Here is a 24,893-nt window from a genome sequence, read left to right as displayed (position 1 = left end):
TTCCGCCTTCCATGGTCTCCCTGAGAGGTCTCAGGCGATGCCTTCCCGGAGGATGTCGTGGATGTGGATGACGCCCTCGGGCGCTCCGGCGCCGCCCACCGCCACCAGCGAGGTAATGGAGTGGGCCTCCATCACGGCCAGGGCCCTGGCGGCCAGCTCCGTGGCGGCGATGGTCTTGGGGCTGCGGGTCATGACCTCGCCGGCCTTCATGCCGAAGAAGGCCTCCTCCCACTTCTCGATGCCCCGGCGCAGGTCGCCGTCGGTTATGACGCCCAGGAGCTTCCCGTCCCCGTCCACGACGGTGGTGACCCCCAGCCTCTTTGCGGACATCTCGACAAGGGCGGCCGTAACGGAGGCCTCGGGGGGCACCCGGGGGATGTCCTCTCCGGCATGCATGAGGTCGCTCACCCTGGTCAGCAGCTTCTTGCCCAGGGCCCCCTTGGGATGAAAGGCCGCGAAGTCCTCGCTCCTGAAACCACGCTTGAGGATGAGGGCCACGGCCAGGGCGTCTCCCATGGCCAGAGCCGCCGTGGTGGAAGAGGTGGGCACCACCCCCAGCGGGCAGGCCTCTTCCTTTACCGAGACATCCAGGACGACGTCGGCCGAGCGGGCCAGGGTGGACCGCAGGTTTCCCGTCAGGGCGATGAGCGTGACGCCGAAGCGCTTGAGAAAGGGGATAAGGCCCACCAGCTCCTCGGTCTCGCCGCTGTTGCTGATGGCCAGCACCACGTCCGCGGAGGTGACCATCCCCAGGTCGCCGTGGCAGGCCTCGGCCGGGTGCATGGAGTGCGCCGGGGTGCCCGTGGAAGCCAGGGTGGCGGCGATTTTCTGCCCCACCAGGCCCGACTTGCCCATACCCGAGACGATGACCCGTCCCCTGCTTGCCTGGATGACCTCCACCGAGCGGGCGAAGTCCTCGTTGAGCCGCCCGGCCATGTCGGTGATGGCCCGGGCCTCGACGTGAAGGACCCTCCGGGCATGCTCAAGAATGTCTGCCCTTTCCTCGCCGGTCATGAACCATCCAGAAGACGCGTCATTGCCCGCCTGCCGCGGGAGCGAAAAAACTCCCCTATTATAAATCCCCCCCTTTCAAATGTCAGGTGACCAGGTGACCAGTCACTTTTCTAACGACCGACCAGCCAGCGGCCGGGCGACCTGTCGGCGGCCAGCCGCCTTTTTGACACCCGGGCGACCAGTCGGCGGCCAGCCGGCGACCAGTCGCCTTTTCTAACGGCCCATCGCCTCCGGACGCCGAGCAGAGATTACTGCGACGAGAGGGCCTTCCGGCTCAGGGCCGCCACGTCCCGGGCCACCCGGAGCATCCCCGCCACCTCGTCCAGGGGTATCATGTTGGGGCCGTCACAGAGGGCCTTGTCCGGGTCGGGGTGGGTCTCCAGGAAAAGGGCGTCCACGCCCACCGCCGCCGCGGCCCGCATGAGGGGGGCCGCAAACTCCCTCTGCCCGCCCGTGGAGGAGCCCTCGCCGCCGGGCAGTTGAAGCGCGTGGGTGACGTCGAAGACTACGGGGTGGCCGTAGGAGCGCATGTGCCAGAGGCCCCGGAAGTCCACCACCAGGTTATTGTAGCCGAAGCTCGTCCCCCTCTCCGTAAGGAGAAGGTCCACCCCTCCGGCGGCCCGGAACTTCTCCACGACGTTCTTCATGTCCCACGGGGCCAGGAACTGCCCCTTCTTCACGTTCACGGGTTTTCCGGTGCGGGCCGCGGCGGCGATGATGTCCGTCTGCCGCGAGAGGAAGGCCGGTATCTGGAGGGCGTCCAGCACCTCTGCCGCACGGGCGGCCTCCTCCGGCGAGTGCACATCGGAGATGACCGGAAGCCCCAGCTCCTCTTTCACCTTGCGGAGTACCGCGAGCCCTTCCGTGAGCCCCGGCCCCCGGAAGGAGCGCACGCTGGTGCGGTTGGCCTTGTCGTAGGAGCTTTTAAAGACGAGGGGCAGGCCGAGCCCCTGGCAGATATCCCTGAGGGCCCGGGCCGTGACGAGGACGACTTCCTCGTTTTCGATGACGCAGGGGCCGGCGATGACCATGAGGGGCCCTCCGCCGCCCGCGCGCGCGGGACCGATGTCCACCCGGCGGGTCATCGGCCTTCGTGCTGGTGCTCGGGGAGGCTCTGCTCCTCGGGAAAAAGGAGCCGCTTCTCGTGCAGGGCCGCTCCTATGAAGGCCTTGAACAGGGGATGGGGGGCGGTGGGCCGGGACTTGAACTCCGGGTGGAACTGGCACCCCAGAAACCAGGGATGCTCCTTCACCTCCACGATTTCCACCAGCTCGTGGTCGGGGCTCGTGCCGCTGACGCGCATCCCCAACTGGGTGAGGAGACCCTTGTAGGCGTTGTTGAACTCGTAGCGGTGGCGGTGGCGTTCCGATACCTGCTCGGTCTGGTACGCCTCGTGGGCCCTGGTGCCGGGCTGAAGCACGCAGGGATAGGCCCCCAGCCGCATCGTCCCTCCCTTGTCGGAGGCCTCGGTGCGCTTTTCCTCCCGCCCGTGCTTGTGGTCATACCACTTCTCCATGAGGTAGATGACGGGGTCGGGCGTGGTGGTATAGAACTCCGAGCTGTTGGCCTGGGGGAGGGCGCAGACGTTGCGGGCGTATTCGATGACCGCGCACTGCATGCCCAGGCATATGCCGAAGAAGGGTATCTTCTTCTCCCGGGCGTAGCGGATGGCCTTTATCTTTCCCTCGATGCCCCGGTGGCCGAAGCCCCCCGGTACCAGGACGCCGTCGCAGTCGGAGAGAAACTTCTCCGCGCCCTGGCTTTCTATTTCCTCGGAGTCCACCCACTGAAGCCGCACGGCGGCCTCGTTGGCGATGCCCCCGTGGGTGAGGGCCTCGATGAGGCTCTTGTAGGAGTCCTTGAGCCCGATGTACTTGCCCACGATGGCGATGGTCACCTGGTGCGAGGGCTCCTTGACCCTGCGGATGATGTCCTTCCAGAGCGCCAGGTCCGGGGGGGCGGCGTCCAGGGCGAGCTTGCGGCAGACCGCCGTGGTCAGCCCCTCCTCGTCCAGGGAGAGGACGACCTCGTAGATGCTGGAGACGTCCATGGCGGCCACGACGGCCTCCTCCTCGAGGTTGCAGTGCAGGGCTATCTTGCTCTTCACCCCCGGGGGGAGGGCGCGGTCCGTGCGGCACAGGAGGACGTCGGGCTGGATGCCGATTTCCCGAAGCTCCCTGACGCTGTGCTGGGTGGGCTTGGTCTTCTGCTCCCCGCTGGTGGCGATGAAGGGCACCAGGGTGAGGTGCATGTACAGGACGTTCTCCCGTCCCGCGTCATGGCGCATCTGCCGGATGGCCTCCAGGAACGGGAGGCTCTCGATGTCGCCCACGGTGCCCCCGATTTCCACGATGAGCACGTCGTTGTCGCCCACGGCCGATTGTATGGACGCCTTGATTTCGTCGGTGACGTGGGGGATTATCTGCACGGTGTCGCCCAGGTAGTCGCCCCGGCGCTCCTTGGTTATGACGTTGAAGTATATCTTTCCCGTGGTGTAGTTGTTGGCCTGGGTGGCCCGCATGCTGGTGAAGCGCTCGTAGTGGCCCAGGTCCAGGTCCGTCTCGGCCCCGTCGTCGGTGACGAAGACCTCTCCGTGCTGAAAGGGGCTCAGGGTGCCGGGGTCCACGTTGATGTAGGGGTCGAGCTTCTGTATGCCCACCTTGTAGCCCTTGGCCTCAAGGAGCGCCCCCGTGGCGGCGGCCGCTATGCCCTTGCCCAGGGAGGAGAGGACGCCGCCGGTTACGAAGATGAATTTAGCCATCTCTCTGCTTTCTCCAGGTCCTCGGGGGTGTCCACGCCCCATGTGTCGTGCACGGTCTGGCCCACCTTTATTTTCATCCCGCACTCCAGGGCCCTCAACTGCTCCAGCCGTTCCGTCTCTTCCAGGGCCGTGGGCCTCAGGGCCGAGAGCCTCAGAAGGGCCTCCCTGCGGTAGGCGTAGATGCCGATGTGCTTGTAAAGCGCGGCCCCCGCGGCCTGCACACCCGAGAGGTCCTTCCAGCGGTCCCGGTGCCAGGGGATGGGGGCGCGGGAGAAATAAAGCGCAAACCCCTCCCCGTCCAGGGCCACCTTCACCACGTTGGGGTCCAGGATTTCCTCGGTGCTGGTGATTCTCTTGGCTGTGGTGCCGATGGAGGCCCGCCGGTCTTCCAGAAGTTCGATGGCGGTGTCGATAATCTCAGGCTTCATGAGGGGTTCATCGCCCTGAACATTGACAATTATATCATAATCGAGCTCCCGGGCCGCCTCGGCCACCCGGTCCGTCCCCGTGGCATGCAGCGCGGAGGTAAGGACGGCCTTCCCGCCGAAGGCCGCCACGGCCGCCGCAATCTCCTCGCTGTCGGTGGCCACCACGACGGCATCTGCAAGGCGGGCACCCCGGCAGTTCTCATAAACATGGCGGATGAGGGGTTTGCCGCAAAGGGGGGCCAAGGCCTTTCCCGGGAAACGGGTGGACGCATATCGGGCGGGAATAACGACCAGAGCGGGCATCGATAATTATAAATGACGCCGGGGGATTTTGAAAAGCGGAGAAAAGTCCCCGTGCATATGCGCACTATTGCTTTACATGGCTTAACACATGGGATTATAATAAATTTTAATGGCCCGAAAGGTACTTGTCTTCGCTGTCATTTTCGTCCTGGGCTTTGCCCTGGGGATGGCCTTTCTTGCGCACCGGGGAAGCTTCCCGCCGCACGTCACGCGGGCTCCCGCGGGGGCGGCGGCCGGAGAGGTTCCCGCCCCTCCGGTAAAGGACTTCGCGGCCATCGCCAAGGCCGTTACCCCCGCGGTGGTCAACATCTCCACGGTGAGGACCGGCGAGGCCTCATCCCGCGGAGCCGAGCCCTTCGGGGACTATTTTGACGGCCTCTTCGGCCCCTGGGCGGAGAGCGGGAAGACCGGGACAGTGATGGAGCACGGGCTGGGCTCTGGCCTTGTCATTTCCCCCGACGGCTACATCCTGACCAGCAGCCACGTGGTCATGGGGGCCGAGAAGATAAAGGTGACCCTCTATGACCGGCGCGTTTTCAGGGGGGTCCTCATCGGGGCCGACCCCAAGACCGACCTGGCCGTGGTGAAGATATCGGCGGATGCCCTGCCCACCGTCCCCTGGGGGGACTCCGACGCCCTGAGCGTGGGGGAGTTCGCCCTGGCCGTGGGCAACCCCTTCGGGTTGAGCCACACGGTGACCATGGGCATCGTAAGCGCGGTGGGCCGGGCCAACGTGGGCATTGCCGACTATGAGGACTTCATCCAGACCGACGCGGCCATCAACCCCGGCAACTCCGGCGGCCCCCTGGTGGATACCACCGGGAACCTCATCGGGGTGAACACGGCCCTCTTTTCCCGGAGCGGGGGCTACCAGGGCATCGGGTTTGCGGTGCCCAGCAACATGGCGCGCTCCATCGCCGAGCAACTCATCGGGCGGGGACGCGTGGTGCGCGGCTGGCTGGGCATCGGCATCCAGGAGCTCACCCCGGAGCTTGCCCGCAAGTTCGGCGCCAAGGCGCCGGAGGGCGCCCTGGTGAGCGATTTTCTCCCGGGCAGCCCGGCCGAGGCGGCGGGGCTTTCAAACGGAGACATCGTCCTCCGGTTCGGTGGGGTCCGCGTGGACGGCCCCGCGGAGCTGAGAAACCTGGTTGCCCGGAGCACTCCGGGTGCGAAGGTATCCGTGGAAATCCTGAGGGGCGGCAGGAGGCATGAGATGTCGGTGACCGTGGGGGAGACCCCGCGGGAGGCCGAGCGCCCCGCTGCTGCGCCCCCGGGTGAGAGGAGGCACGACGTCTTCTCGGGCCTCCGGGTCATCGCCCTTACCGGGGAGGTGGCCAGCCAGTTGAACGTGCCTTCCGGCAGAGGGGCCGTGGTGGCGGGGGTGCGGGAGGGCTCCCCGGCGGCCGAGGCCGGTTTGCGGAGGGGAGACGTCATCCTCGAGGTGGAGCAAAGGAGGATTCAAGGCCCGGCGGACTTTCGCGCCCTGTCGGCTGCGTCCCGTCCGGGCGCTACGGTCATGCTGTATATAAATCGTGGAGGGAGAAAATTCTATGTCACTGTTGCCGCATCATAGAGACGTTTGCGGAAAGGAGGTGAGGCGCGCATGGTCTGGCTCAGAATCGCGATAGTCGTCCTGCTTGTCTTCTCCGGCTACTACATCGGCGCCGGGTTCGGGCAGCCGCTGGCGGGCGCCGTGGGCGGGACGCTGGCGGGCGCCGTCGCCCTGGCCGTGGAGCAGGTCCTCAGGAGGGTCTCCATCGGCTCCATCATCGGGGGCCTGGTGGGCCTTGCCGTGGGCCTTTATGCCTCCCGGCTGTTTCTCATGCCCTTTGAGAACATTCTCGACGGCAGCTTCATGGTGGCCACCTTCCTTGGAGGGGCCATCCTGGGGTACGGGGGGTTTCTCCTCGGGCTGAAGAAGGGGGAGAAGCTCACCCTGGCGCATATCTTTCGCATCGTGCGGGGGCAGGAGGCGGACCAGAACGCCAAGCTCCTGGACACCAGCGTCATCATAGACGGCCGCATCGCAGACGTCTGCGAGACGGGCTTCCTGGAGGGGGTGTTCATCGTCCCCCAGTTCATCCTGCATGAGCTTCAGCATATCGCCGACTCGCCGGACAGCCTGAAGAGGGCCCGGGGGCGGCGGGGCCTGGACGTGCTGCACCGCGTGCAGAAGATGCCGGACATCGAGGTGAAGATAGTCGAGGACGACTTCCCCAAGATAAAGGAAGTGGACGCCAAGCTGGTGGCCCTGGCCAAGGCCCGGGGGGCCAAGGTGGTCACCAACGACTTCAACCTCAACAAGGTGGCCGAGCTTCAGGGCGTCGCCGTCCTGAACATCAACGAACTGAGCAACGCCATCAAGCCCGTGGTCCTTCCGGGCGAGACCCTCTCGGTCTTCATCATCAAGGAGGGCAAGGAGCCCAACCAGGGCGTGGCCTACCTGGAGGACGGCACCATGGTCGTCGTGGACAACGGCCGGCGGCTCATCGGCAGAAACGTGGAGGTCACCGTGACCAGCGTGCTTCAGACGACGGCGGGCCGGATGATATTCACCAAGACCAAGGAAGACTACGAGCGCGAAGAGCTCAAGGTCGTCCGCTAGGATGCCCCGAGGGGTCGTCGTTGCCGTGGTGCCCGCCGCGGGGCTGGGCAGGAGGCTGGGCACGAACAAGGCCTTCGCCTTTCTGGAGGGGCGGCCCCTTCTGGACTGGGTCCTGACGACCCTGGAGGGCGTCCGGGAGGTGGCGGAGGTCATCCCCGCGCTCAAGCGCCGGGACATGCAGGAGGGGGCCCGGCTCATAGAGGAGGGCGGTTTCCGGAAGGTCAAGAAGATAGCCCCCGGGGGCGAGGAGCGGCAGGACTCGGTGATGAACGCCCTCCGGCTCATCGACGGTGAGGCCCGCACCGTCCTCGTGCATGACGGGGCCCGCCCCCTGCTGACGCCCGGCATCGTCCGGGCCGTCCTTGCGGGCCTCGCGGGGCACGACGGCGCGGTGGCCGCCGTGCCGGTCAAGGACACCGTCAAGGAGGCCGGAGAGGGCAACCTCGTCAAGAGGACCCTGAGGCGCGACACCCTCTGGGCGGTGCAGACCCCGCAGTGCTTCCCGTACGAAACGCTTCTTAAGGCCTACGAAAGCGCGGCCCGCGCCGGGGTGAGGGCCACGGACGACGCCTCCCTGGTGGAGCGCGAGGGGGGCCGGGTGGCGCTGGTTCCGGGCTCCTACGAAAACATCAAGGTGACCACCCCGGAGGACCTCGTGGTGGCCGAAGCGCTCCTCAGAAAGAGGCGGGAAGGGCCATGAGGGTGGGCTTCGGTTACGACTCGCACCGCCTTCAGGAGGGCAGGCGGCTGGTCCTGGGCGGCGTGGAGATACCGGCCGGGAGGGGCCTGGCCGGGCACTCCGACGCCGACGTGCTCACCCATGCCGTCATCGACGCCCTGTACGGGGCCCTGGGGGAGGGGGACATCGGCACACACTTCCCCGATACCGACCCCGCCTTCAAGGACATATCCAGCCTCGAGCTCCTCGCACGCGCCCTGTCGGAGGTGAAGGACAAGGGCCTGGAGGTCCTCTGGGTGGATACCACCCTCATCTGCGAGGAGACGAGGCTTGCCCCGCACATGCAGGCCATGCGCGCCTCCCTGGAGCGGGCCGGCCTTCCGGCCGTCAACATCAAGGCCAAGACGAACGAGGGGATGGGGTTCGTGGGCCGGGGAGAGGGCATCGCGGCCTGCGCCGTCTGCCTCCTGGGGCCCGCCTCCGAAGGGCCATAAAGGGGAGTCCCTATAAAAGGCCCCAGGGCCCCTAAAGAGGGTCTGGGCCGGGGCCTGGGCCCCCTTTCATCTCCTGGATGGTCTCTTCCAGGGCCTCCCTGACGGGCTGCACGGTCTCGCGGTCTCTGGCTTCCTCCAGGTAGGGCAGGGCGTCGCGGGCCCCCATCGTGCAGAGGAGATAGGCCGCGTCGGCCCGCACCGTGGGGTTTTCGTCCCCCAGGGCCCGCAAGACGGCGGGCGCCTGGGCCAGAATCTCCTCCGCGCAGCTCTCCACGAGGGCTTCCACCACGGCCACCGTCCCCAGGCGCACCCGGCCCCGCTCGTCGGCGATGAGGGCGGGCAGAAGGCCCAGGAGGCCGCGGTCGTGCTTCATCATGTCGATGATGTTCTCCAGGAATCCCCGCTCCATGTGGTCCGCTATCATGGCGAGCGTCTCGTCCGGTTGCATCGCTTATAGTATGTCGGGCAGCCCATGGCAGTCAAACCGGCACGGCGTGCTATAATGCCGCCATGGCGGGACCGGCGCGCTCGAAGGCCGCGATTCTCCTGATGGGGGCCACCCTGGCCGTGGTGGCCTTCTGGCTCTTCTGGCCCAGCGACGAGGCGCGCATAAGGAAGCTCCTCACCGAGACCGTCCACGCGGTGGAGGAAGAAGACCTCCCGGGCGTCCTCTCCCCCGTGGCCTTTCAATACACCGACAACCACGGCCTGAGCTATCTGCTCCTGAAGCGGACCCTGCAGAGGGAGTTCCGGCACTTCGAGGACATCGATGTCCAGATGAAAATCCTCTCCGTCGAGGTCGACGGAGAGGAGGCCGTGGCCCGCCTGGACCTCCTCGTCCTGGCCACCCGGGACGGGGAACGGGGCTATTTCTTCGGGGGGCTCAAGGAGCCCGCCCATGCCGTCTTGTATCTCAAGAAGAACACTCCCCGCGGCTGGCGCATCGAGCGGGGGGAGTACGAGCCGGGAGAATAGATGGCAATGCTTGGCCCTTTCCCCTTGCACCCCTCGGGCTCCTGTACTAAGCTTAGAACTGTCTCAAAATTGCTTCCGGCTGCAAGAGGCCTAAATGGCGGCATACGGCGTCGTAAAGGGAAAATCGTCCTCAACGCAGCGCTGCTGCGCCTCCGGGCGATTTCCCCTTTTCTCCTTGTCTGCCGCCATTTTTTCTCTCTTTCGCTTCGAAATCAATTTTGAGACAGGTTCTGGTCTCACTACAATGTAATTACAATGTAAGGAGGTCGGCCGATGGCGGACGTCTACCATGCCCTCGGGCTCAACATGCACCAGCCCCTGGGCAACCTCATCGCCCTGCACAACTCCGGAGAGCCCTGGGAGGCCAAGCAGGTCCTCTGGTGCTACGACCGCGTGACGCGGATGCTGGAGGGCTGGGAGGACGTGGCCCGGCTTCACATGAGCTTCTCCGGCACGCTCTTGAAGCAACTGGAGGACCCCGGGGTGCGGGAGACTTTCACCCACACCGCGGACATCGCCGATTTCCTGGAGCGCTACAAGCGCTCCAACATCGAGTTCGCCGGAACGGGCCTCTACCATCCGGTCTACCCCCTTATCCCCGAGGCCGACTGGGACGCGCAGACAGAGTGGTGGCTGGGCCTGGGGCGGCACCTGCTGGGCAGGGGCCATTTCCCGGGGTTCTGGCCGCCGGAGATGGGCTTTACCATGGAGATGATACCGGTGCTCCGCCGGCACGGGTACCGCTACGTGCTCGTGGACTGCTGGTACATCAAGCCCAGGCGCGAGATGCGCTGGGAGGAGATGCGCTACAGGCCCTACGTCGCCCGCTACGGCGGGGAGGAAATCGTCGTCGTCCCCCGGGACCGAGAGCTGAGCGACGCCCAGGAGTCGGGGCTGGACCCCGGATGGTTTCAGCACGAGATGTACGAGCGCACCAAGGGGTGCGACTTCCCCGCCCTGGTGACCACGTGGACCGATGGGGAGAACGGCGGATGGTTCCGCATCCCGGAGGTGGAGGCGGGCTTCTGGGGGGTCTTCTATCATCCCATCCTGGAGCGTTACAGGGAAGGCACCCTGGGCTTCACCCCGATACATATCAGCGAGTTCCTCGACCGTTTTCCCCCCACCGAGGAGGTGGAGGTCCACCGGGGGGCCTGGAACACCGGGCACCACTGGGGAGGGGACTTCACCCAGTGGACAGGCTCGCTGCTTCAGAAGCGGGGTTTCGACGAGCTCAGGAAAGTTAGCGCCTATTACCGGGAGGTCAAAAAGGCCTTCGACCAGCGGCAGGGCGAGGCCCGCGACCCCGAGGACGTCCGCCATCTCATCGTCCGGGCCTATGACCACATCCTCACCGCCGAGACCAGCGACAACTTCTTCTGGGCAAGCCGGTGGGTCCACCGGAGCTTCGACGAGATAGAGCAGGCGTACCATCTGCTGGATACGGCCATGGAGCTTCTGGGCGCGAGGGAGCGGGCCTAAAAGACCCTCTCAGCCTGCTCCCGCCACCCAGGGCAGGACCGCCAGCAGGCCCATGGAGCACCAGAACAGGAGCCGGGGCAGACGGCGGGCGCCCGCGTACCTGAGACGATAGCCCACGCGGTCCAGGGCGATGATGAGGGCCTCGGAGAGCATCTCCCAGACCGCCTGCGCTCCCACCAGGGCGGCGGCCACCGAAAGCGCGCCCCCTCCGGCCCTGGAGGCCGCGGCCATGGAGATGGCGGCGTACAGGAGGAAGAAGGGGGCCGTCTCCATGTGGGCCATCTCGTGGGCCCCCGCGAGGTCCAGGCGGTTTTTCTCCCTGAGACCCCGGCGCAGAAGCCAGTTGACCACGGGCGGGTGCGGGATGCGAAGCGTGCCCCACCCCGAGCTGTGCCTGAAGCCCGGACCGATGACAACGGTCGCCCTGGGGCCGTACCATGTGCGGGCCTCGAGGGTCTGGGACTTTTTTGGACGCTTATTCCGCAAGCTTGAAGACCACCGTTGCCAGGGGCGGCAGGGTCAGCAGAAGGGAGTTGTCCCGTCCATGGCAGGGGATGGGCGCGGCCTGCACGCCGCCCCAGTTGCCCACGCCGCTTCCGCCGTAAAGAGGCGCGTCGCTGTTCAGCACTTCCTTCCAGAAGCCCCAGCGCGGCGCGCCAATGCGGTAGTTATGCCGCACCACAGGCGTGAAGTTACAGACCACCAAGACCATGTCTTTCTTTATTTTACCTTTTCTGAGGAAGCTCACGACACTCTGCTCCCAGTCCGATATGTCTATCCATTCGAACCCCTCCCGGACGAAGTCCTGCTCGAAGAGGGCGGGCTCGCCCCGGAGAAAGGTGTTCAGGTCCCGCACCCAGCGCTTGAGCCCCCGGTGGGTGGGCAGCTCCAGGAGGTTCCAGTGGAGGCTTTCCTCGTGGTACCACTCCTGCCACTGCCCGAACTCCCCGCCCATGAACAGGAGCTTCTTGCCCGGGTGCGTGAACATGTACCCGAACAGGAGGCGCAGGTTGGCGAACTTCTGCCACCAGTCCCCCGGCATCTTCCCGATGAGGGAGCCCTTGCCGTAGACCACCTCGTCGTGGGAGAGGGGGAGGAGGAAGTTCTCCTGGAAGGCGTACCAGATGCTGAAGGTGAGCTGGTTGTGGTGGTGCTTCCTGTGGACGGGGTCCCGGGAGAAGTACGAGAGCGTATCGTGCATCCAGCCCATGTTCCACTTCATCCCGAAGCCCAGGCCTCCCAGGTACACGGGGCGGGAGACCATGGGCCAGGCGGTGGATTCCTCGGCGATGCTCTGCACGTCGGGATGGGCCTCGAAGACGGCCTCGTTCATCCGCCTCAGAAAGCTGATGGCGTCGGTGTTCTCCCTGCCGCCGTGCTCGTTGGGGACCCATTCCCCTCTCTTGCGCCCGTAGTCGAGATAGAGCATGCTGGCCACGGCGTCCACCCGGAGGCCGTCGGCGTGGTACATGTCCAGCCAGAAGCGGGCGCTGCTCAGCAGGAAGTTGCGCACCTCGTAGCGGCCGTAGTTGAAGATGTAGCTCTTCCACTCCGGGTGGTAGCCCTTCTTCGGGTCGGCGTGCTCGTAGAGATAGGTCCCGTCGAAGTAGGAAAGCCCGTGCACGTCGTCGGGAAAGTGTGAGGGAACCCAGTCCAGGATGACGCCGATGCCGTTTTGGTGGAGCAGGTCGATGAGGTACATGAAGTCCTGGGGGGTGCCGTAGCGGCTCGTGGGGGCGAAAAACCCCACGGTTTGGTATCCCCAGGAGCCGTAGAAAGGGTGCTCCATGACCGGGAGGAACTCCACGTGGGTGAAACCCATCTCCTTGACGTAGGCCACCAGCTCACGGGCCGTTTCCCTGTAGGTGAGGCGGCGGTTGCCCTCCTCGGGGACCCGCCGCCAGGAGCCCAGGTGCACCTCGTAGACGGACATGGGGGCCTCCAGGGCGTTGCGCCCGGCCCGGGTGCGCATCCACTCGCCGTCCCCCCACGCGTACTCCAGGTCCCAGACGATGCTGGCCGTCTCCGGAGGCCTCTGCCAGTACAGGGCGTAGGGGTCGCCCTTGTCCACCCGGTAACCCCGGCGGGGGGAGCGGATGTGGTACTTGTAGGCCGTCCCCTTGCCCGCCCCGGGTATGAAGCCTTCCCATATGCCCGAGCCGTCGGCCCGGCTTCTGAGGAAATGGCTGTCGGGGTTCCAGCCGTTGAGGTCCCCCATCACCGAGACCGCCTGGGCGTTGGGGGCCCAGACGGCGAAGTACGTGCCCGGGACGCCCTCTACCTCCATGGGGTGCGAGCCCAGCTTCTCGTGCAGGCGGAAATGGCTTCCCTCCCTGAAAAGATAGATGTCGTAATCCGTGAGGCGGCTTGTTTCGTAGGTGACGTTTCCGACTTTCATCAGGCATCTCCTCACACACCCGATTCCCGGCTCAGTATGTCGTTGATCCCCTTTATGGGGATAACGAGCCAATCGGGCCGGTTGTTCAGTTCGTAGCCCAGCTCGTAGACGGCCTTGTCCAGGAGGAAGGCCTGCAGGAGCGTTTCCAGGTCTCCCCTGTCACGGGGCACGAAGGGCGCGTCCCCGGCGGCCTCCAGGTAGGCGCTCAGGAATATGCCGCTTATCGTATGGTACCAGCGCTCCACCCAGGGCTCAAGCTCCGGTATGTCCTCCGGCCTCAGCGTCTCGTGCTGGAAGAGTGCGAAGAAGGCCGCGTAATGGAAGGAGCGGACCATGCCGGCCACGTCCACCAAGGGGGAGCGCTTCAGACGCCTTTCGCTCAGGGCGCGGGCGGGCTCCCCCTCGAAGTCGATGATCACGAAATCCTTCCCGATGTCCAGCACTTGCCCCAGGTGGTAGTCGCCGTGGATGCGCGTCTTGACGGCATCGAACTTCTTGGCAAGCAGCCGTCCGAAACGGCCCGTTATCTCCTGCTCCCGGGCGAGCACCTCCTCGGCCCGGGGCCGGACGCGCTCGGGCAGGCGCTTGATGTTCCGCGAAAAAGAGGCGAAGACCCTGCGGGCCTGGCTCCGCATCGTCTGGTACAGGGACCTCTGCCAGAGCATGCTGAAGGGCTCGGGCACGAAGGCCGGGTCGTCCCTGGCCGAGGCCAGCGCCAGGTGCAGTTCGGCCGTCCTTCGGCCCAGGATGTCCACCTTCTCCGGGTGGAGGCCGCCGATGAGCTCCTGAAGGACGGGCGGGACGGTGGAGAAGTCCCCGTCCAGGAGAGACGGGGGTGCCTGCGCCAGGGCGGGGTCGGGCTTGACGGCAATGACCTGTTCGAAGTACCGCGCCACCGCATGAAGCATGTGGGACCATTCGTCCCCTTCGTTGGGCACCTGCGCTTGAAGGAGCCCCAGCACGGCGGGCTCCATGTCCTTCCTGTGATACTCCACGGCCCCGGCAAAAAGCGGGATGTTCCGGAATCGGGTCTTCTCGGTGAGGAACCTTACGATTTCCGGGTCGGGGTTCATCCCCGTCTCCAGGCGGCGGAAGAGCTTGAAGAAGAACGTCTCGGCGTAAAGAGCCGACGTGTTGGTCTGATCCACCCCGAGCACCTGGGAGGAGAGGACGTCCCTGTGCCCCTGCATGAGCTTCCGGAATACCCCTCCGTGGTAGGCCCGAAGCTCCCCCTGCCTCCCCCGCACCCGGTGCCTCCGCATCATCGTCCGGAAGAGGCCGTCGCGGAAGGCCCCTTTGTACATGCCATCATAGAGGACGCCCGGCTTCCCCTCCACCCTCAGGCGGGCGATGACGGCCTGCGGCGTTTCCTCCATCAGAGAGGCCCCCCTCTCGGCCGGAAGGACGCCTTCGGGCTCTGCGGCCTCGGGGGGGAGGTGGCAGAAAGCCACCGGAAGCACGTACGTCTCGGGAGTGCCGTCGGTGTACTGGACGTCGAGCAGGAGGAGCGAGGCGTCGGCATCGGGCATGGCGATGTTCTCGCCGATGCCGACCTTCGCTATCTTTTGTGCCTTGGAGCGGAACCACCGCTGCTCGCGGAGATACAGGGGAAGGACGTCCCGCTCCAGCCTTTCCCGTGCGCGCCCCTCCAGGACCCTCTGCCACCTCCCGCTCACCTTGATCTCCCGCACCGTCAGGCTCTCGGCGGCCATCGGCTCCTCGGCCTGCTTGAGGAGGAAGACATAGTATCCGTAAGGCCCCAGGGTGAGTGCGTAGGGAGTCTCCCGGACGGCTGGAAACTCGTTCTGGCTGAACACGTCCTCGGGGATGGAGCCCGCGTATTTCGCCAGGTCCAGCTCCGCCGCCTGGGAGTGCCGCGAGAGGTTCAGGGCGACCAGGACCAGTTCGTCCTCCCACTTTCTGACGAAGGCCATGACTTTGGGGTTCTCAGGCGGGACGAACTCCATCGCACCGCGTCCGAAGGCCTTGAAGCGCTTTCGCATGGCCAGCATTCGCTTCATCCACCACAGGAGGGAGCCGGTGTTGGCCTGCATGGTCTCGACGTTGACGGCCTCGTAGTGGTACTCCGGGTCGATGATGACGGGGAGGTAGAGCCTCTGCGGGTTGGCCGTCGAGAAGCCGGCGTTGCGGTCCGGGCTCCACTGCATGGGGGTGCGGACGCCGTTGCGGTCGCCCAGGTAGTAGTTGTCCCCCATGCCTATCTCGTCGCCGTAGTAGATGATGGGCGTGCCCGGCATGGAGAAGAGCATGACGTTCATCAGCTCGGCCTTGCTCCTCATGTTGTTGATGAGGGGAGCCAGCCGTCTTCTGATGCCCAGGTTGAGCCGGGCCCTGGGGTCCCGCGCATAGACCCGGTACATGTAGTCCCGCTCCTCGTCGGTCACCATTTCCAGCGTGAGCTCGTCGTGGTTTCTGAGGAACATGGCCCACTGGCAGGTCTCCGGCACCGGAGGGGTCTGCTCCAGGACGTCCACCGTGGGGAAGCGGTCCTCCATCTCGATGGACATGAACATTCGGGGCATGAGGGGGAAATGGAAGGCCATCTGGCAGCCGTCTCCGTCCCCGAAGTACCGGGCGGCGTCCTCCGGCCACTGGTTGGCCTCCGCCAGGAGCATCCTGTTCTTGTACTTTCCATCGACGTACGCCCGGAGCTTCCTCAGAAACTCGTACGTCTCGGGCAGGTTCTCGCAGTTGGTGCCCTCCCGCTCGAAGAGGTAGGGGACGGCGTCGAGCCTCAGGCCGTCCACGCCCATCCCGAGCCAGAAGTCCAGCACCCTGAAGACGGCCCGTTCCGTGTGGGGGCTCCGGAAGTTCAGGTCCGGCTGGTGGGAGTAGAACCTGTGCCAGTAATAGGCCTTCGCCACGCGGTCCCAGGACCAGTTGGAGGGCTCGAAGTCCTTGAAGATGATGCGCGCGTCCTGATAGCGCTCGGAGGTGTCGCTCCAGACGTAGAAGTCCCGCCAGCGGGAGCCCGGTTTGGAGGCCCTGGCCCTCTGGAACCAGGGGTGCTGGTCCGAGGTGTGGTTGAGCACCAGCTCGGTGATGATGCGCATCCCCCGCTGGTGGGCCTCCTTGAGGAAGTCCTTGAAATCCCTGAGCGTCCCGTAGGCAGGGTGCACGGAGAAGTAATCCGCGATGTCGTAGCCGTCGTCCTTGAGGGGCGAGGGGTAAAAGGGCAGAAGCCAGACGGCCGTCACCCCCAGGTCCGCCAGGTAGTCCAGTTTCTCGATGAGGCCCCTGAAGTCCCCGATGCCATCGCCGTCGCTGTCGGCGAAGGTCCGCACGTGGACCTCGTAGATGACGGCGTCCTTGTACCAGAGGGGGTCGTCCTCCAGGGGGTTGTCCCTGACCATGCGCCTCCTTCACATGAAGTAATCGAAGTCCGCTTCCCTCCTGAGCCTCCTCAGCACCCGGAAGATGTGCGCGGGAGAGCGCCGGGGGTCAAGCCGGACGAAATTCCATTCCCCGTACCAGATGTACTTCTCGTCGCTGATGAGGTCGTGCACCAGGTAGGGGTTTTCGGGCCTGAGCTCGAGCTCCGTGGCCGGCACCCTGATTCTGCCGCTCTGGGCGTTGTAGGGGTCGAGGTTCACGACGATGAGCAGGATGTTTGTCATCTCCTCGTCGACCTTCATGTAGAAGATGAGCTTCTCGTTGTCCGTCTCGTGGAAGCTGACATTGTGCGTGCTCTGAAGCGCGGGGTTGTCCCGCCGGATGCGGTTTATCTGGGCGATGAAATCCTTGATGTTGCCCGGGGCGTCCCAGTCCCATTTCTTGACCATGTACTTCTCGGAGTCCAAGTACTCCTCCTTTCCCGGCATGGCCTCCGAGACGGTCAGCTCGAAGGGCGGCCCGTAGACGCCGTAACTGGACGACAGCGTGGCCGCCAGGACGAGCCGCATGAGGAAGGCCGACCTGCCCCCGTACTGGAGGATTTCCGGAAGGATGTCGGGAGTGTTCGTCCAGAAGTTCGGACGGAGGAACTCCCGGACCTCGGTGCGGGTGAGGTCGGTGAGGTACTGCACGATCTCGCCCCTCGTGTTCCGCCAGGTGAAATACGTATAGGACTGGGTGAAGCCTATCTTGGCCAGGAGGTACATGACCTTCGGGCGGGTGAACGCCTCCGAGAGGAAGATGGTCTCCGGGTACCGTTTCTTGACGTCCTCGATGAGCCATCGCCAGAACCCGAAGGGCTTGGTGTGGGGGTTATCCACGCGGAAGATGCGTATGCCCTGCCCGACCCAGTGCAGGAGGACGCTTCTGAGCTCCTCCCACAGAGCCTCCCAGTTCTCGCTCTCGAAGTTCAGGGGGATGATGTCCTCGTACTTCTTCGGCGGGTTCTCGGCGTGCTGCACAGAGCCGTCCGGCCTCCATGTGAACCACTCCGGGTGCTCGCGGACGTACGGGTGGTCCGGAGAGCACTGAAAGGCAAGGTCCATGGCCACTTCAAGGCCGTACTGGCGGGTTTTCTCCACGAAACGCCGGAAGTCATCCAGCGTGCCCAGGGCCGGGTTTATGTCCTTGTGCCCCCCTTCCTCCGAGCCGATGGCCCAGGGGCTCCCGGGATCTCCGGACTGGGCCAGCGGTACGTTGTTCTTCCCCTTTCTTTTGCTCTTTCCGATGGGGTGCACCGGTGGCAGGTAGATGATGTCGAACCCCATGCGGGCTATTTCGGGGAGGAGGGCCTCGCAGTCCTCAAAGCGGGCGTGCCCCGTGTCCGGGCAGGAGCGGGGGAAAAACTCGTACCACGCACTGACTAGGGCCTTTCTCCTGTCCACCTCCACCGGAAGCTCCTTGTCGTAAAGCGAGGCCCAGCGCTTATCGGGATACTTCTCGGCCAGGGCCCTGGCCTCCTCGCTGAGGGCGGTGGCCACGGCGCGCTCAGGGTCGGTGTGGTCCCTCAGGAATCGGGCGTGCTCCCCAAGGGTGCGGGCGTCCTCGCCGGAGGCCCTTCCTGCGGCCTCCTCCAGAAGACGCGCCCCGGCCAGGAGGTCCACCCTGATGTCCTGCCCGGCCCGCTGCTTCTTGCGGATGTCTTCAAACCAGGTGCCGGTGTGGTCCACCCAGGCCTGGATGCTGTAATAATGCCGCGCAAGCTCTTTTACCGTGAAAGAGCCCCGCCACCGGTCATTGATGACATAGGTCAGGGGAACCTCGTGCCATTGGCTCTCCCCGGCCGTGCGCCACAGGAGCGAGGCGCGCACGACATCGTGGCCGTCGGAGAAGATGTCGGCCTCCACCTCCACCCTCTCGCCCACCACGCGCTTGATGGCGGAAAGGCCGCCGTCTATCTCGGGCTTTACGGCCTCGATGACCACTCTTCTTCTGCCGTGCGGAATCACCTTTCTTCCGTCCTCCCGGGTTATCCCCATTGTAGGAGAGCCGCCGGGGGGCCGTCAATCGGAGCCCCGCGCAGGAGACGGCAAAAGGAGAGCCTCCGGCGCGCTTTTCTTGAGGGAGGCATCGAAGGCGAAGGCGCCGCCGGCGACAGGGAGAAACCCGGGGAGCTACTTCTTCTTTATGACCTCGAAGAGGGCCAGGGCAGCCTCCTCCGGCCCCTTCTGCTCGAAGCCCTCTATGCCCAGGCGGGTGCGGAGCTGGCCGACCTTCACGCCCTTCTCAAAGAAGGCCGTGAACATCTCGCGGGCTCTCTCCTCGTGCTCCCGCCGCCGCTGGGGCGCCCCGAAGGGGTTGGCGAAATAGGTATGCACGAGTCCCTTCTCGTCGGTGGTGCCCTTGGCCAGGCGCGCCCCGCTGGCGAAGACGGCCAGGGCCTCCTCCGCGCTTCCGAACATCTGCACGGCGGGCATCTCGGGGGAGAGCTGCTCGAAGTTGTTGGCGTACAGGACCATGTCCACCGGGTAGCCCTTGACCACGTGGTGGTAGCGGGTGATGGGGATGATGAGGCGGGCGTTGGCCTTGTCGGGGTTCATGAAGACGCTCCGGTCGATTTCCTCATAGGCATAGCCCGGCTGAAGGTCGTCCAGGCGGACGAAGGCGCCCGTCTCGGTGCCGTAGCCCAGGGGCCTTCCCCGGGGGTCCAGGGCCAGGGAGCCCATGTCGTCGAAGATGATGCGCATCTCGCAGATGTGCTCGCCGGCCAGGGTGCGCAGGGCCTCGATGGTCTCGGACTTCCCCGCGCCGCTGTCGCCGATGACGACCACGGTGGCCTCCCCGCCCTCCTTGAGCCTCAGATACACCATGGCCCCGTGCACGGGAAGGCGGCCCCGCTTGAGCATGGCCACGTTATGGAGGGTGAGGGTCATCTTCTTGAAATAGCCGAAGTAGTCCACTTCCGGCGAGTGGCGCACCAGGCCCACCAGCATGTCGGCGCTCCGGTCCTCGAAAAAGACCGTCTCCCCCGGTATGTCCTCGCTCTGGAGGCCGAAGGCCAGCAGGATGTCCGGGCGCCGTCCGTCGATGTCCTCGTAATCGGCTATCTCGAAGAGGTTGCTCAGGCTGAGCCCCAGGGAGACGAAGTCCTGGTGAAAGTAGATGAATGCGGTGAGGTCCCCCACCCTGGCCGGAAAACAGTACCACTCGCCGGGGGTGAGGGAGAGCCATTCCTTGCGCAGCTCCCCCGTCTCCTCGAACCGCCCCTTTCTCTTGTTCATCTCGGGGTACAGGATGACGGGGGGCTCCAGGAGGGTCAGGCGGATGAAGGGCACGTCCCGCAGGCTCTCGTACAGGCCGGGGCAGTCCCAGTGCACCCGCTCCAGGAGCATGCCCATGTTGGCCCCCGCCGGAAGCTGGCGGTAGACCCGGGGGTTCTCGCCCGTGATGTTCTCCGCCACGCGCCGGTAGACGTACAGGACCAGGTCCTTGAACTCCTCGTTGGACTTTATGAACCGGGCGTGGTGCAGGCTGCTCTTGGCGTAGCGCGAGCGCCGGGGGGCCTCCAGGTAGATGAACCTCTCGAAGCGCCGCCAGAAGTTGTACAGCTCCTCGTTGAACTCCAGGAGCTTCTCCCTGTCGGCCAAAAGCGGGGCGCAGGCGCGGTTCATGGCAGCCACTTCCTCGGCGCTGTGGCTCAAGAGGAGCCGGAAGAGGCCGGTGAGGCGAAGGACCACCTCCCCGCGGTCCGTCTCCGGAAGGGCCTCCATGAGGAAGGCGTAGAGGGAGCTTCCGCGGGAGGCCAGCCTCCGCACGAAGCGCTCCAGCACGTCCCGGAAGAGGACGCTCTTCAAGACCTTCTCGGGCGTGTCGCAGTACAGCGACGAGTAGTCGAAGATGACCTTCCCCCTCGTAATCACGTAGGGGGCGGTCTGCTCTTTCACGGGGATGTCCTTACGGCGCACGGGGTTCGGCCTCTCTCCATGAAAAACGAACCCATGAGCGGCCCGGCCGTCCTATGGGCGAAAACACGGGAAAGCTCTGGTGGCGGTGCAGGGATTCGAACCCCGGACTCTGCGGATATGAGCCGCATGCTCTAACCGACTGAGCTACACCGCCGCAAAACTTATTATAGCAGAACCTTTCAGTGGAACTTCAACACTTCGAACCGGTGGGCCCGGATGTTGATGAGGATGCCGACGGCCATGAAATTGCTCACCAGGGCGGTTCCTCCGTAACTCATGAAGGGAAGGGGAAGGCCCACCACGGGCGCCAGCCCCATGGTCATCCCGATGTTGACGAACCAGTACAGGGCGAACATGGCCGTTATCCCCAGGGCCAGGAGCCGCCCGAACTCCTCCTCGGCCATCTCCGCTATGGTAAGCCCCCGGAGGATGAGCATGAGATAGACAAGAAGCAGCAGGATGCTGCCCACGAACCCCCATTCCTCCGCGAAGACCGCGAAGATGAAATCGGTGTGCTTCTCCGGCAGAAAACGGAAGGGACCCTGGGTGCCCTTCATGTATCCCTTCCCCAGCACCTTGCCCGAGCCCACGGCCACCTTGGACTGGGCGATGTGGTAGCCCGTCCCGCTGGGGTCCAGGTCGGGCTGGATGAAGGCCATGATGCGCTTTTTCTGGTAGTCCTTCAGGCTGTCCCAGGCCAGCGTTCCCATGAAGGGCACCGATATGAGGGAGAAGGCGATGACGACGACCAGCACTTTCCGGTGCACGCCCTTGCCCAGGGCCATGGCCACGAAGAGAAACAGCAGGACGAGGGCCGAGCCCAGGTCGGGCTGCTTGATGACGAGCCCCACGGGAGGCAGCACGAAGAACAGAAAGGCGAAAAGGAGCTGCTTGAACCTCAGGGGCCCCCGCACCGTGCTCATGTACCGGGCGAGCCCGACGAGATAGAGGAGCTTGAAGAACTCGCTGGGCTGAAAGCTCACCGGCCCCAGCCTGAGCCACCTCTGGGCTCCCATGCCGGTCCTGCCCGCCAGGAGGACCGCCACCAGCAGGGCCAGCCCCACCCCCAGGAGGGGATAGGCCGCCCTCCTCAGCCTCCGGTAATCCAACCCCACCGTCATGACCAGGGCGACCAGGCCGGCCACCGCCCAGTACATCTGCCGGATGTAGAAGTTCGGATGCTCCTCGCCCGGCAGGGGGCGGGTGGCGCTGAAGATGGTCATGATGCCCACCAGGGTCAACAGCAGGACCAGGCAGAGGATGACCCAGTCGAAGTTGCTCACCAGGCGGCGGTCAATTCTGAGCGACGGCGACACCGTCTTTCCCCTTCTCGTTGGACCGGCTCAGGCTTTCCATGTAGGCCTCGATGGCCTTCTTGGCTATGGGGGCGGCGGCCGAGCCCCCGTGCCCCCCGTGCTCGACGAAGACGGCCAGGGCTATCTCGGGCTCCTGCACCGGGGCGAAGGCCACGAACCATGCGTGGTCGCGGAGCTTCACCGGCAGGTCCTTCTCCTTCGCGCCGTCGGGAATGGCCTTGTTGGAGACCACCTGGGCGGTGCCGGTCTTGCCGGCGATATCCACCACCTTCGAGCGCGCCGCGTGCCCGGTGCCCCGGGGCTCGCTCACCACGCCGCCCAAGGCTTTCCTGACGGCCCGGATGTTCCTTTCCTCCAGGTTCAGCTTCTCCCTGGGCTCCGGCTGCCCCTCGGCCCGGGTAACCCTGAGGTCATAGACGCTCCCCCCGTTGGCCACGATGCTTATCATGCGGGCAAGCTGAATGGGGGTGACGAGCACGAAGCCCTGCCCTATGGCCGCGTGGTAGGTCTCCCCCGGGTACCAGGGCTCGTGCCTCACCCGCATCTTCCACGCGGTGTCGGGGATGAGGCCGGACTTCTCCCGCACAAGGTGGATGCCGCTGGGGCGGCCCAGCCCCAGGAGGCGTGCGTAGCGGGCGATGGTGTCGATGCCCGTGGCCTCGCCCGCCCGGTAGAAGTAGACGTCGCAGGACTGCACCAGGGCCTCGTGGAAGGCGAGCCTTCCGTGGCCGCCCCGCCGCCAGCACCTGTACGTCCAGCGCCCCTTTCTGAGGGCTCCGTTGCAGTAGGAGGTCGTCCCCAGGGTGATGCTGCCGCTTTCCAGGGCCGCCAGGCCGGTGACGATCTTGAAGGTCGACCCCGGGGGGTACTGGCTCTGCAGGGCGCGGTCCAGCATGGGGAAGCTCTGGTCGTTGCTCAGGCGGCGCCAGTCGTCGTAATTGATGCCCCGGGAGAAGAGGTTGGGGTCGAAGGAGGGCCTGCTCACCAGGGCCAGGATCTCGCCCGTGGAGGGCTTGATGGCCACCAGCGCGCCCACCTTGTCGCCGAAGGCCTTCTCTGCCTGCTTCTGAAGGTCTATGTCTATGCTTAGGTAAATGTCTCTCCCCCGCTCCGGGCTGTCTTCGCGCAGGAGCCTCAAGGGCCTGCCCAGGGCGTCCACCTCGATGACCCGCTGCCCCGGGGCGCCCCTCAGGGAGGTGTCGAGCATCTTCTCTATCCCCCACTGCCCCACGAAGGCCTGAAGCGGGACGTTCTTGAAGTCGGCCTTCTCCAGCTGCTCGGGCTTCAGGGCCCCCAGGTAGCCGATGAGGTGGGCTCCCACGTCCCCGTACAGGTAGCGCCTCGTCTGCTCCACTGCGATGGTGAGGCCCGGGTGCTCCGAGAGGCGGGCCTCGTAGAAGGCCACCTCGTCGAAGCTGAGCCCTCCTTTGAGCTTGATGGGCTCGATGGGGTTGTCCCCGTGCTCCTTGATGATGCGGTAGACCTCGTCTATGTCCATGGCCAGGAACTTCGCTATGGAGGCCAGGTCCGCCTGCCCGAGCATCTCGGGCTGCAGGGCCACGCTGTAGTAGGCGGAATTCTTCACGAGGGGCTTGCCGTTGCGGTCGTAGATGATGCCCCGCGGGGAGGGGACCTTCTCGATGCGCAGGAGGTTCTCGTAACTGAGGGTGCTGAACTCCCCGCCCCGGAGGACCTGCAGCTGCCAGAGCCGGCTGGCCAGCACCAGAAAGGCCGCCACCGCCACGCCGGCGATGAACTTTATTCTGCGGGACTGCTCAGTTTTCATCCCTGGGTCTCATGAACAGTCCCGCCGGCGCCACCAGGAGGGCCTGCCAGAAGGATATCACCGCTGCGTGCGTCGCCCCCAGGGCGGCCCTCTCGAAGGCGGCCGTGAGGCCGTAGGAAAGGGTTCCGTCCAGGAAAGTCAGCACAAAGAAGCCCACCAGCCCCAGAAGGGGCGTCCAGGTGAATACCCCGCGCCCCAGGAAGGCCGACAGATACCCCACGGTCCCTTTGGCCAGGATGTCCGGGCCCAGCATCCCGGCGGAAAGGACGTCGGTGAGGAAGCCCAGGCCCGCCCCGGCCGTGAGCCCCCGCAGAGGGCCTCCCCGAAGGCCCGCGTAGATGACGAACAGGACGGTCAGGTTGGGGCCTATACCCGAGACCCGGACCCTGGATTCCAGGATGAGGGCCACCACGAGCGTGAGGGCGAGCGTCGTCTTTCTCATCTCTTGACCACCACCACTTCCTCCACTCTCCGGGTGTCCACGAAGGGGGTGACCACCACCCGGTGGAAAAGCTCCTTCGTGTTGGTGGTGACGCTCTTTACCTCCCCCACCTTGATGCCGGGAGGGAACATGGCGTCCAGGCCCGAGGTGACGATAACGTCGCCCTCCTTGACCGGCGTGTCTATGTCCAGGTACTTGAGCACGCACCTCCTGATGCCCGCCCCCGCCAGGACCGCCTCGCTGCGCGTCCCCTCTATGCGCACGGCAGCCCGGAAGCGGGTGTCGTCGATGAGGAGCACCCGGGCGTAGTCCCCCTGCGTCTCCTGCACCTTGCCCAGCAGCCCCGCGGGGGTGATGACGGCCATGTTGCCGCGGACCCCGCTTTGCCCGCCCTTATTAATAATGAAGGTGTTCGACCAGCGGTCGTTTCCCCGGGAGACCACCTGGGCGGCGGCCACGAAGCCGGGGGCCAGGTCCTTCAGGTCCAGGAGGGCGCGGAGACGCCTGTTTTCGGCAAGCACCTCCGAGAGGCGCTGCTCCTTGAGGGTGAGGGCCTCCACCTCCCTCTGGAGCCGGGCGAACTCCCGTTCGTCCAGGGTGTACTTCCTCAGGCTCCGGGAAACCCCGGTGTCCACGGCCTCGATGGTTTCATTCAGGGAGGACAGGGTGACGCGCAGAAAGCCGAAGGGCCTGAGGGGGCCCCGCCTGCTCTGGTAGGACATCAGAAGAAGCGCGGCGACCACCAGGATGATAAAGGCACGGAAATGTCTCTTTTGCATTAAGCCAGGGCAATCCTCTTCAGCAGATGCATGTCCTCGAGCATCTGCCCCACTCCCCGCACGACCGACGTCAGGGGGTCTTCAGCCACGACCACGGGGAGCTCCGTTGCAT

At 65.3% G+C, this 24,893-nt stretch carries 20 protein-coding genes and 1 tRNA gene; 6 read left to right on the top strand and 15 right to left on the bottom strand.

Annotation, left to right across the window (positions count from 1 at the left end):
* Positions 1-30: 30 nt before the first annotated feature.
* From P8Y39_04565 to kdsB, 4 genes are all read right to left on the bottom strand, one after another.
* A complete protein-coding gene (locus P8Y39_04565; protein MEJ2191608.1) occupies positions 31-1,014 on the bottom strand; it encodes a KpsF/GutQ family sugar-phosphate isomerase in 984 nt (327 codons plus the stop codon).
* A gap of 248 nt (positions 1,015-1,262) precedes the next feature.
* Complete coding sequence (kdsA, locus tag P8Y39_04560) at positions 1,263-2,099, bottom strand: 3-deoxy-8-phosphooctulonate synthase (protein ID MEJ2191607.1); 837 nt, start codon at positions 2,097-2,099, stop codon at positions 1,263-1,265.
* The gene (locus tag P8Y39_04555) at positions 2,096-3,775 is read right to left on the bottom strand and encodes a CTP synthase (protein ID MEJ2191606.1); all 1,680 of its coding nucleotides are present in this window, start codon (positions 3,773-3,775) and stop codon (positions 2,096-2,098) included. Before P8Y39_04555 ends, kdsA begins: the two co-directional genes overlap by 4 nt.
* Positions 3,754-4,506 carry a 3-deoxy-manno-octulosonate cytidylyltransferase gene (gene kdsB / locus P8Y39_04550; GenBank protein MEJ2191605.1) on the bottom strand — a complete coding sequence of 251 codons (753 nt, stop codon included), beginning with the start codon at positions 4,504-4,506 and terminating at the stop codon, positions 3,754-3,756. Before kdsB ends, P8Y39_04555 begins: the two co-directional genes overlap by 22 nt.
* Before the next feature lie 109 nt (positions 4,507-4,615).
* On the opposite strand from kdsB, the gene P8Y39_04545 reads away from it, so the two are divergent.
* From P8Y39_04545 to ispF, 4 genes are read left to right on the top strand one after another with little or no spacing between them, the layout of a single operon-like run.
* Positions 4,616-6,079, top strand: a complete 1,464-nt coding sequence (locus P8Y39_04545; protein ID MEJ2191604.1) for a DegQ family serine endoprotease — start codon at positions 4,616-4,618, stop codon at positions 6,077-6,079.
* A 30-nt stretch (positions 6,080-6,109) separates the two neighbouring features.
* A complete protein-coding gene (locus tag P8Y39_04540) occupies positions 6,110-7,111 on the top strand; it encodes a PIN domain-containing protein (protein MEJ2191603.1) in 1,002 nt (333 codons plus the stop codon).
* 1 nt (position 7,112) lies between these two features.
* Positions 7,113-7,811 (top strand): 2-C-methyl-D-erythritol 4-phosphate cytidylyltransferase, encoded by a 699-nt coding sequence (gene ispD / locus P8Y39_04535; GenBank protein ID MEJ2191602.1) that lies wholly within the window; start codon positions 7,113-7,115, stop codon positions 7,809-7,811.
* A complete protein-coding gene (ispF, locus tag P8Y39_04530) occupies positions 7,808-8,284 on the top strand; it encodes a 2-C-methyl-D-erythritol 2,4-cyclodiphosphate synthase (GenBank protein ID MEJ2191601.1) in 477 nt (158 codons plus the stop codon). Before ispD ends, ispF begins: the two co-directional genes overlap by 4 nt.
* 31 nt (positions 8,285-8,315) lie before the next feature.
* Here the strand turns inward: ispF and P8Y39_04525 are convergent, their stop codons facing one another.
* A complete protein-coding gene (locus P8Y39_04525) occupies positions 8,316-8,732 on the bottom strand; it encodes a HEAT repeat domain-containing protein (protein ID MEJ2191600.1) in 417 nt (138 codons plus the stop codon).
* Positions 8,733-8,794: 62 nt separating this feature from the next.
* Here P8Y39_04525 and P8Y39_04520 point away from each other — a divergent pair, with 62 nt between their 5' ends.
* Together P8Y39_04520 and P8Y39_04515 are read left to right on the top strand one after the other, a co-directional pair.
* Entirely contained in the window at positions 8,795-9,259 is a 465-nt protein-coding gene (locus P8Y39_04520) for a hypothetical protein (GenBank protein ID MEJ2191599.1), read from the top strand.
* A 273-nt stretch (positions 9,260-9,532) separates the two neighbouring features.
* The gene (locus tag P8Y39_04515) at positions 9,533-10,741 is read left to right on the top strand and encodes a glycoside hydrolase family 57 (GenBank protein MEJ2191598.1); all 1,209 of its coding nucleotides are present in this window, start codon (positions 9,533-9,535) and stop codon (positions 10,739-10,741) included.
* 9 nt (positions 10,742-10,750) lie between these two features.
* Here the strand turns inward: P8Y39_04515 and P8Y39_04510 are convergent, their stop codons facing one another.
* The 10 genes from P8Y39_04510 to mreC form a co-directional block, all read right to left on the bottom strand.
* Positions 10,751-11,227: a hypothetical protein gene (locus tag P8Y39_04510; GenBank protein MEJ2191597.1), complete on the bottom strand. Its 477-nt coding sequence runs from the start codon at positions 11,225-11,227 to the stop codon at positions 10,751-10,753.
* On the bottom strand, positions 11,217-13,139 hold the full coding sequence (glgB, locus tag P8Y39_04505) for a 1,4-alpha-glucan branching protein GlgB (GenBank protein MEJ2191596.1): 1,923 nt from the start codon (positions 13,137-13,139) through the stop codon (positions 11,217-11,219). The genes P8Y39_04510 and glgB overlap by 11 nt, the downstream gene beginning before the upstream one ends.
* An 11-nt stretch (positions 13,140-13,150) precedes the next feature.
* On the bottom strand, positions 13,151-16,513 hold the full coding sequence (gene treS, locus P8Y39_04500) for a maltose alpha-D-glucosyltransferase (GenBank protein MEJ2191595.1): 3,363 nt from the start codon (positions 16,511-16,513) through the stop codon (positions 13,151-13,153).
* Between the two features lie 9 nt (positions 16,514-16,522).
* Positions 16,523-18,532, bottom strand: a complete 2,010-nt coding sequence (locus P8Y39_04495; GenBank protein MEJ2191594.1) for an alpha-1,4-glucan--maltose-1-phosphate maltosyltransferase — start codon at positions 18,530-18,532, stop codon at positions 16,523-16,525.
* Between the two features lie 135 nt (positions 18,533-18,667).
* On the bottom strand, positions 18,668-20,437 hold the full coding sequence (locus tag P8Y39_04490) for a phosphoenolpyruvate carboxykinase (GenBank protein ID MEJ2191593.1): 1,770 nt from the start codon (positions 20,435-20,437) through the stop codon (positions 18,668-18,670).
* 98 nt (positions 20,438-20,535) lie between these two features.
* Positions 20,536-20,612, bottom strand: a tRNA-Met gene (locus P8Y39_04485).
* A gap of 25 nt (positions 20,613-20,637) precedes the next feature.
* Positions 20,638-21,774, bottom strand: coding sequence for a rod shape-determining protein RodA (rodA, locus tag P8Y39_04480; GenBank protein MEJ2191592.1), 1,137 nt, complete (start codon positions 21,772-21,774; stop codon positions 20,638-20,640).
* Complete coding sequence (gene mrdA, locus P8Y39_04475; protein MEJ2191591.1) at positions 21,752-23,560, bottom strand: penicillin-binding protein 2; 1,809 nt, start codon at positions 23,558-23,560, stop codon at positions 21,752-21,754. The genes rodA and mrdA overlap by 23 nt, the downstream gene beginning before the upstream one ends.
* Complete coding sequence (gene mreD, locus P8Y39_04470; GenBank protein ID MEJ2191590.1) at positions 23,550-24,002, bottom strand: rod shape-determining protein MreD; 453 nt, start codon at positions 24,000-24,002, stop codon at positions 23,550-23,552. The genes mrdA and mreD overlap by 11 nt, the downstream gene beginning before the upstream one ends.
* Positions 23,999-24,781, bottom strand: a complete 783-nt coding sequence (mreC, locus tag P8Y39_04465) for a rod shape-determining protein MreC (GenBank protein MEJ2191589.1) — start codon at positions 24,779-24,781, stop codon at positions 23,999-24,001. The genes mreD and mreC overlap by 4 nt, the downstream gene beginning before the upstream one ends.
* Positions 24,782-24,893: the final 112 nt, after the last annotated feature.

Source organism: Nitrospirota bacterium (assembly GCA_037386965.1).
Lineage (GTDB): Bacteria > Nitrospirota > Thermodesulfovibrionia > Thermodesulfovibrionales > JdFR-86 > JARRLN01.
This window is presented reverse-complemented; position numbering and strand designations above follow the sequence as displayed.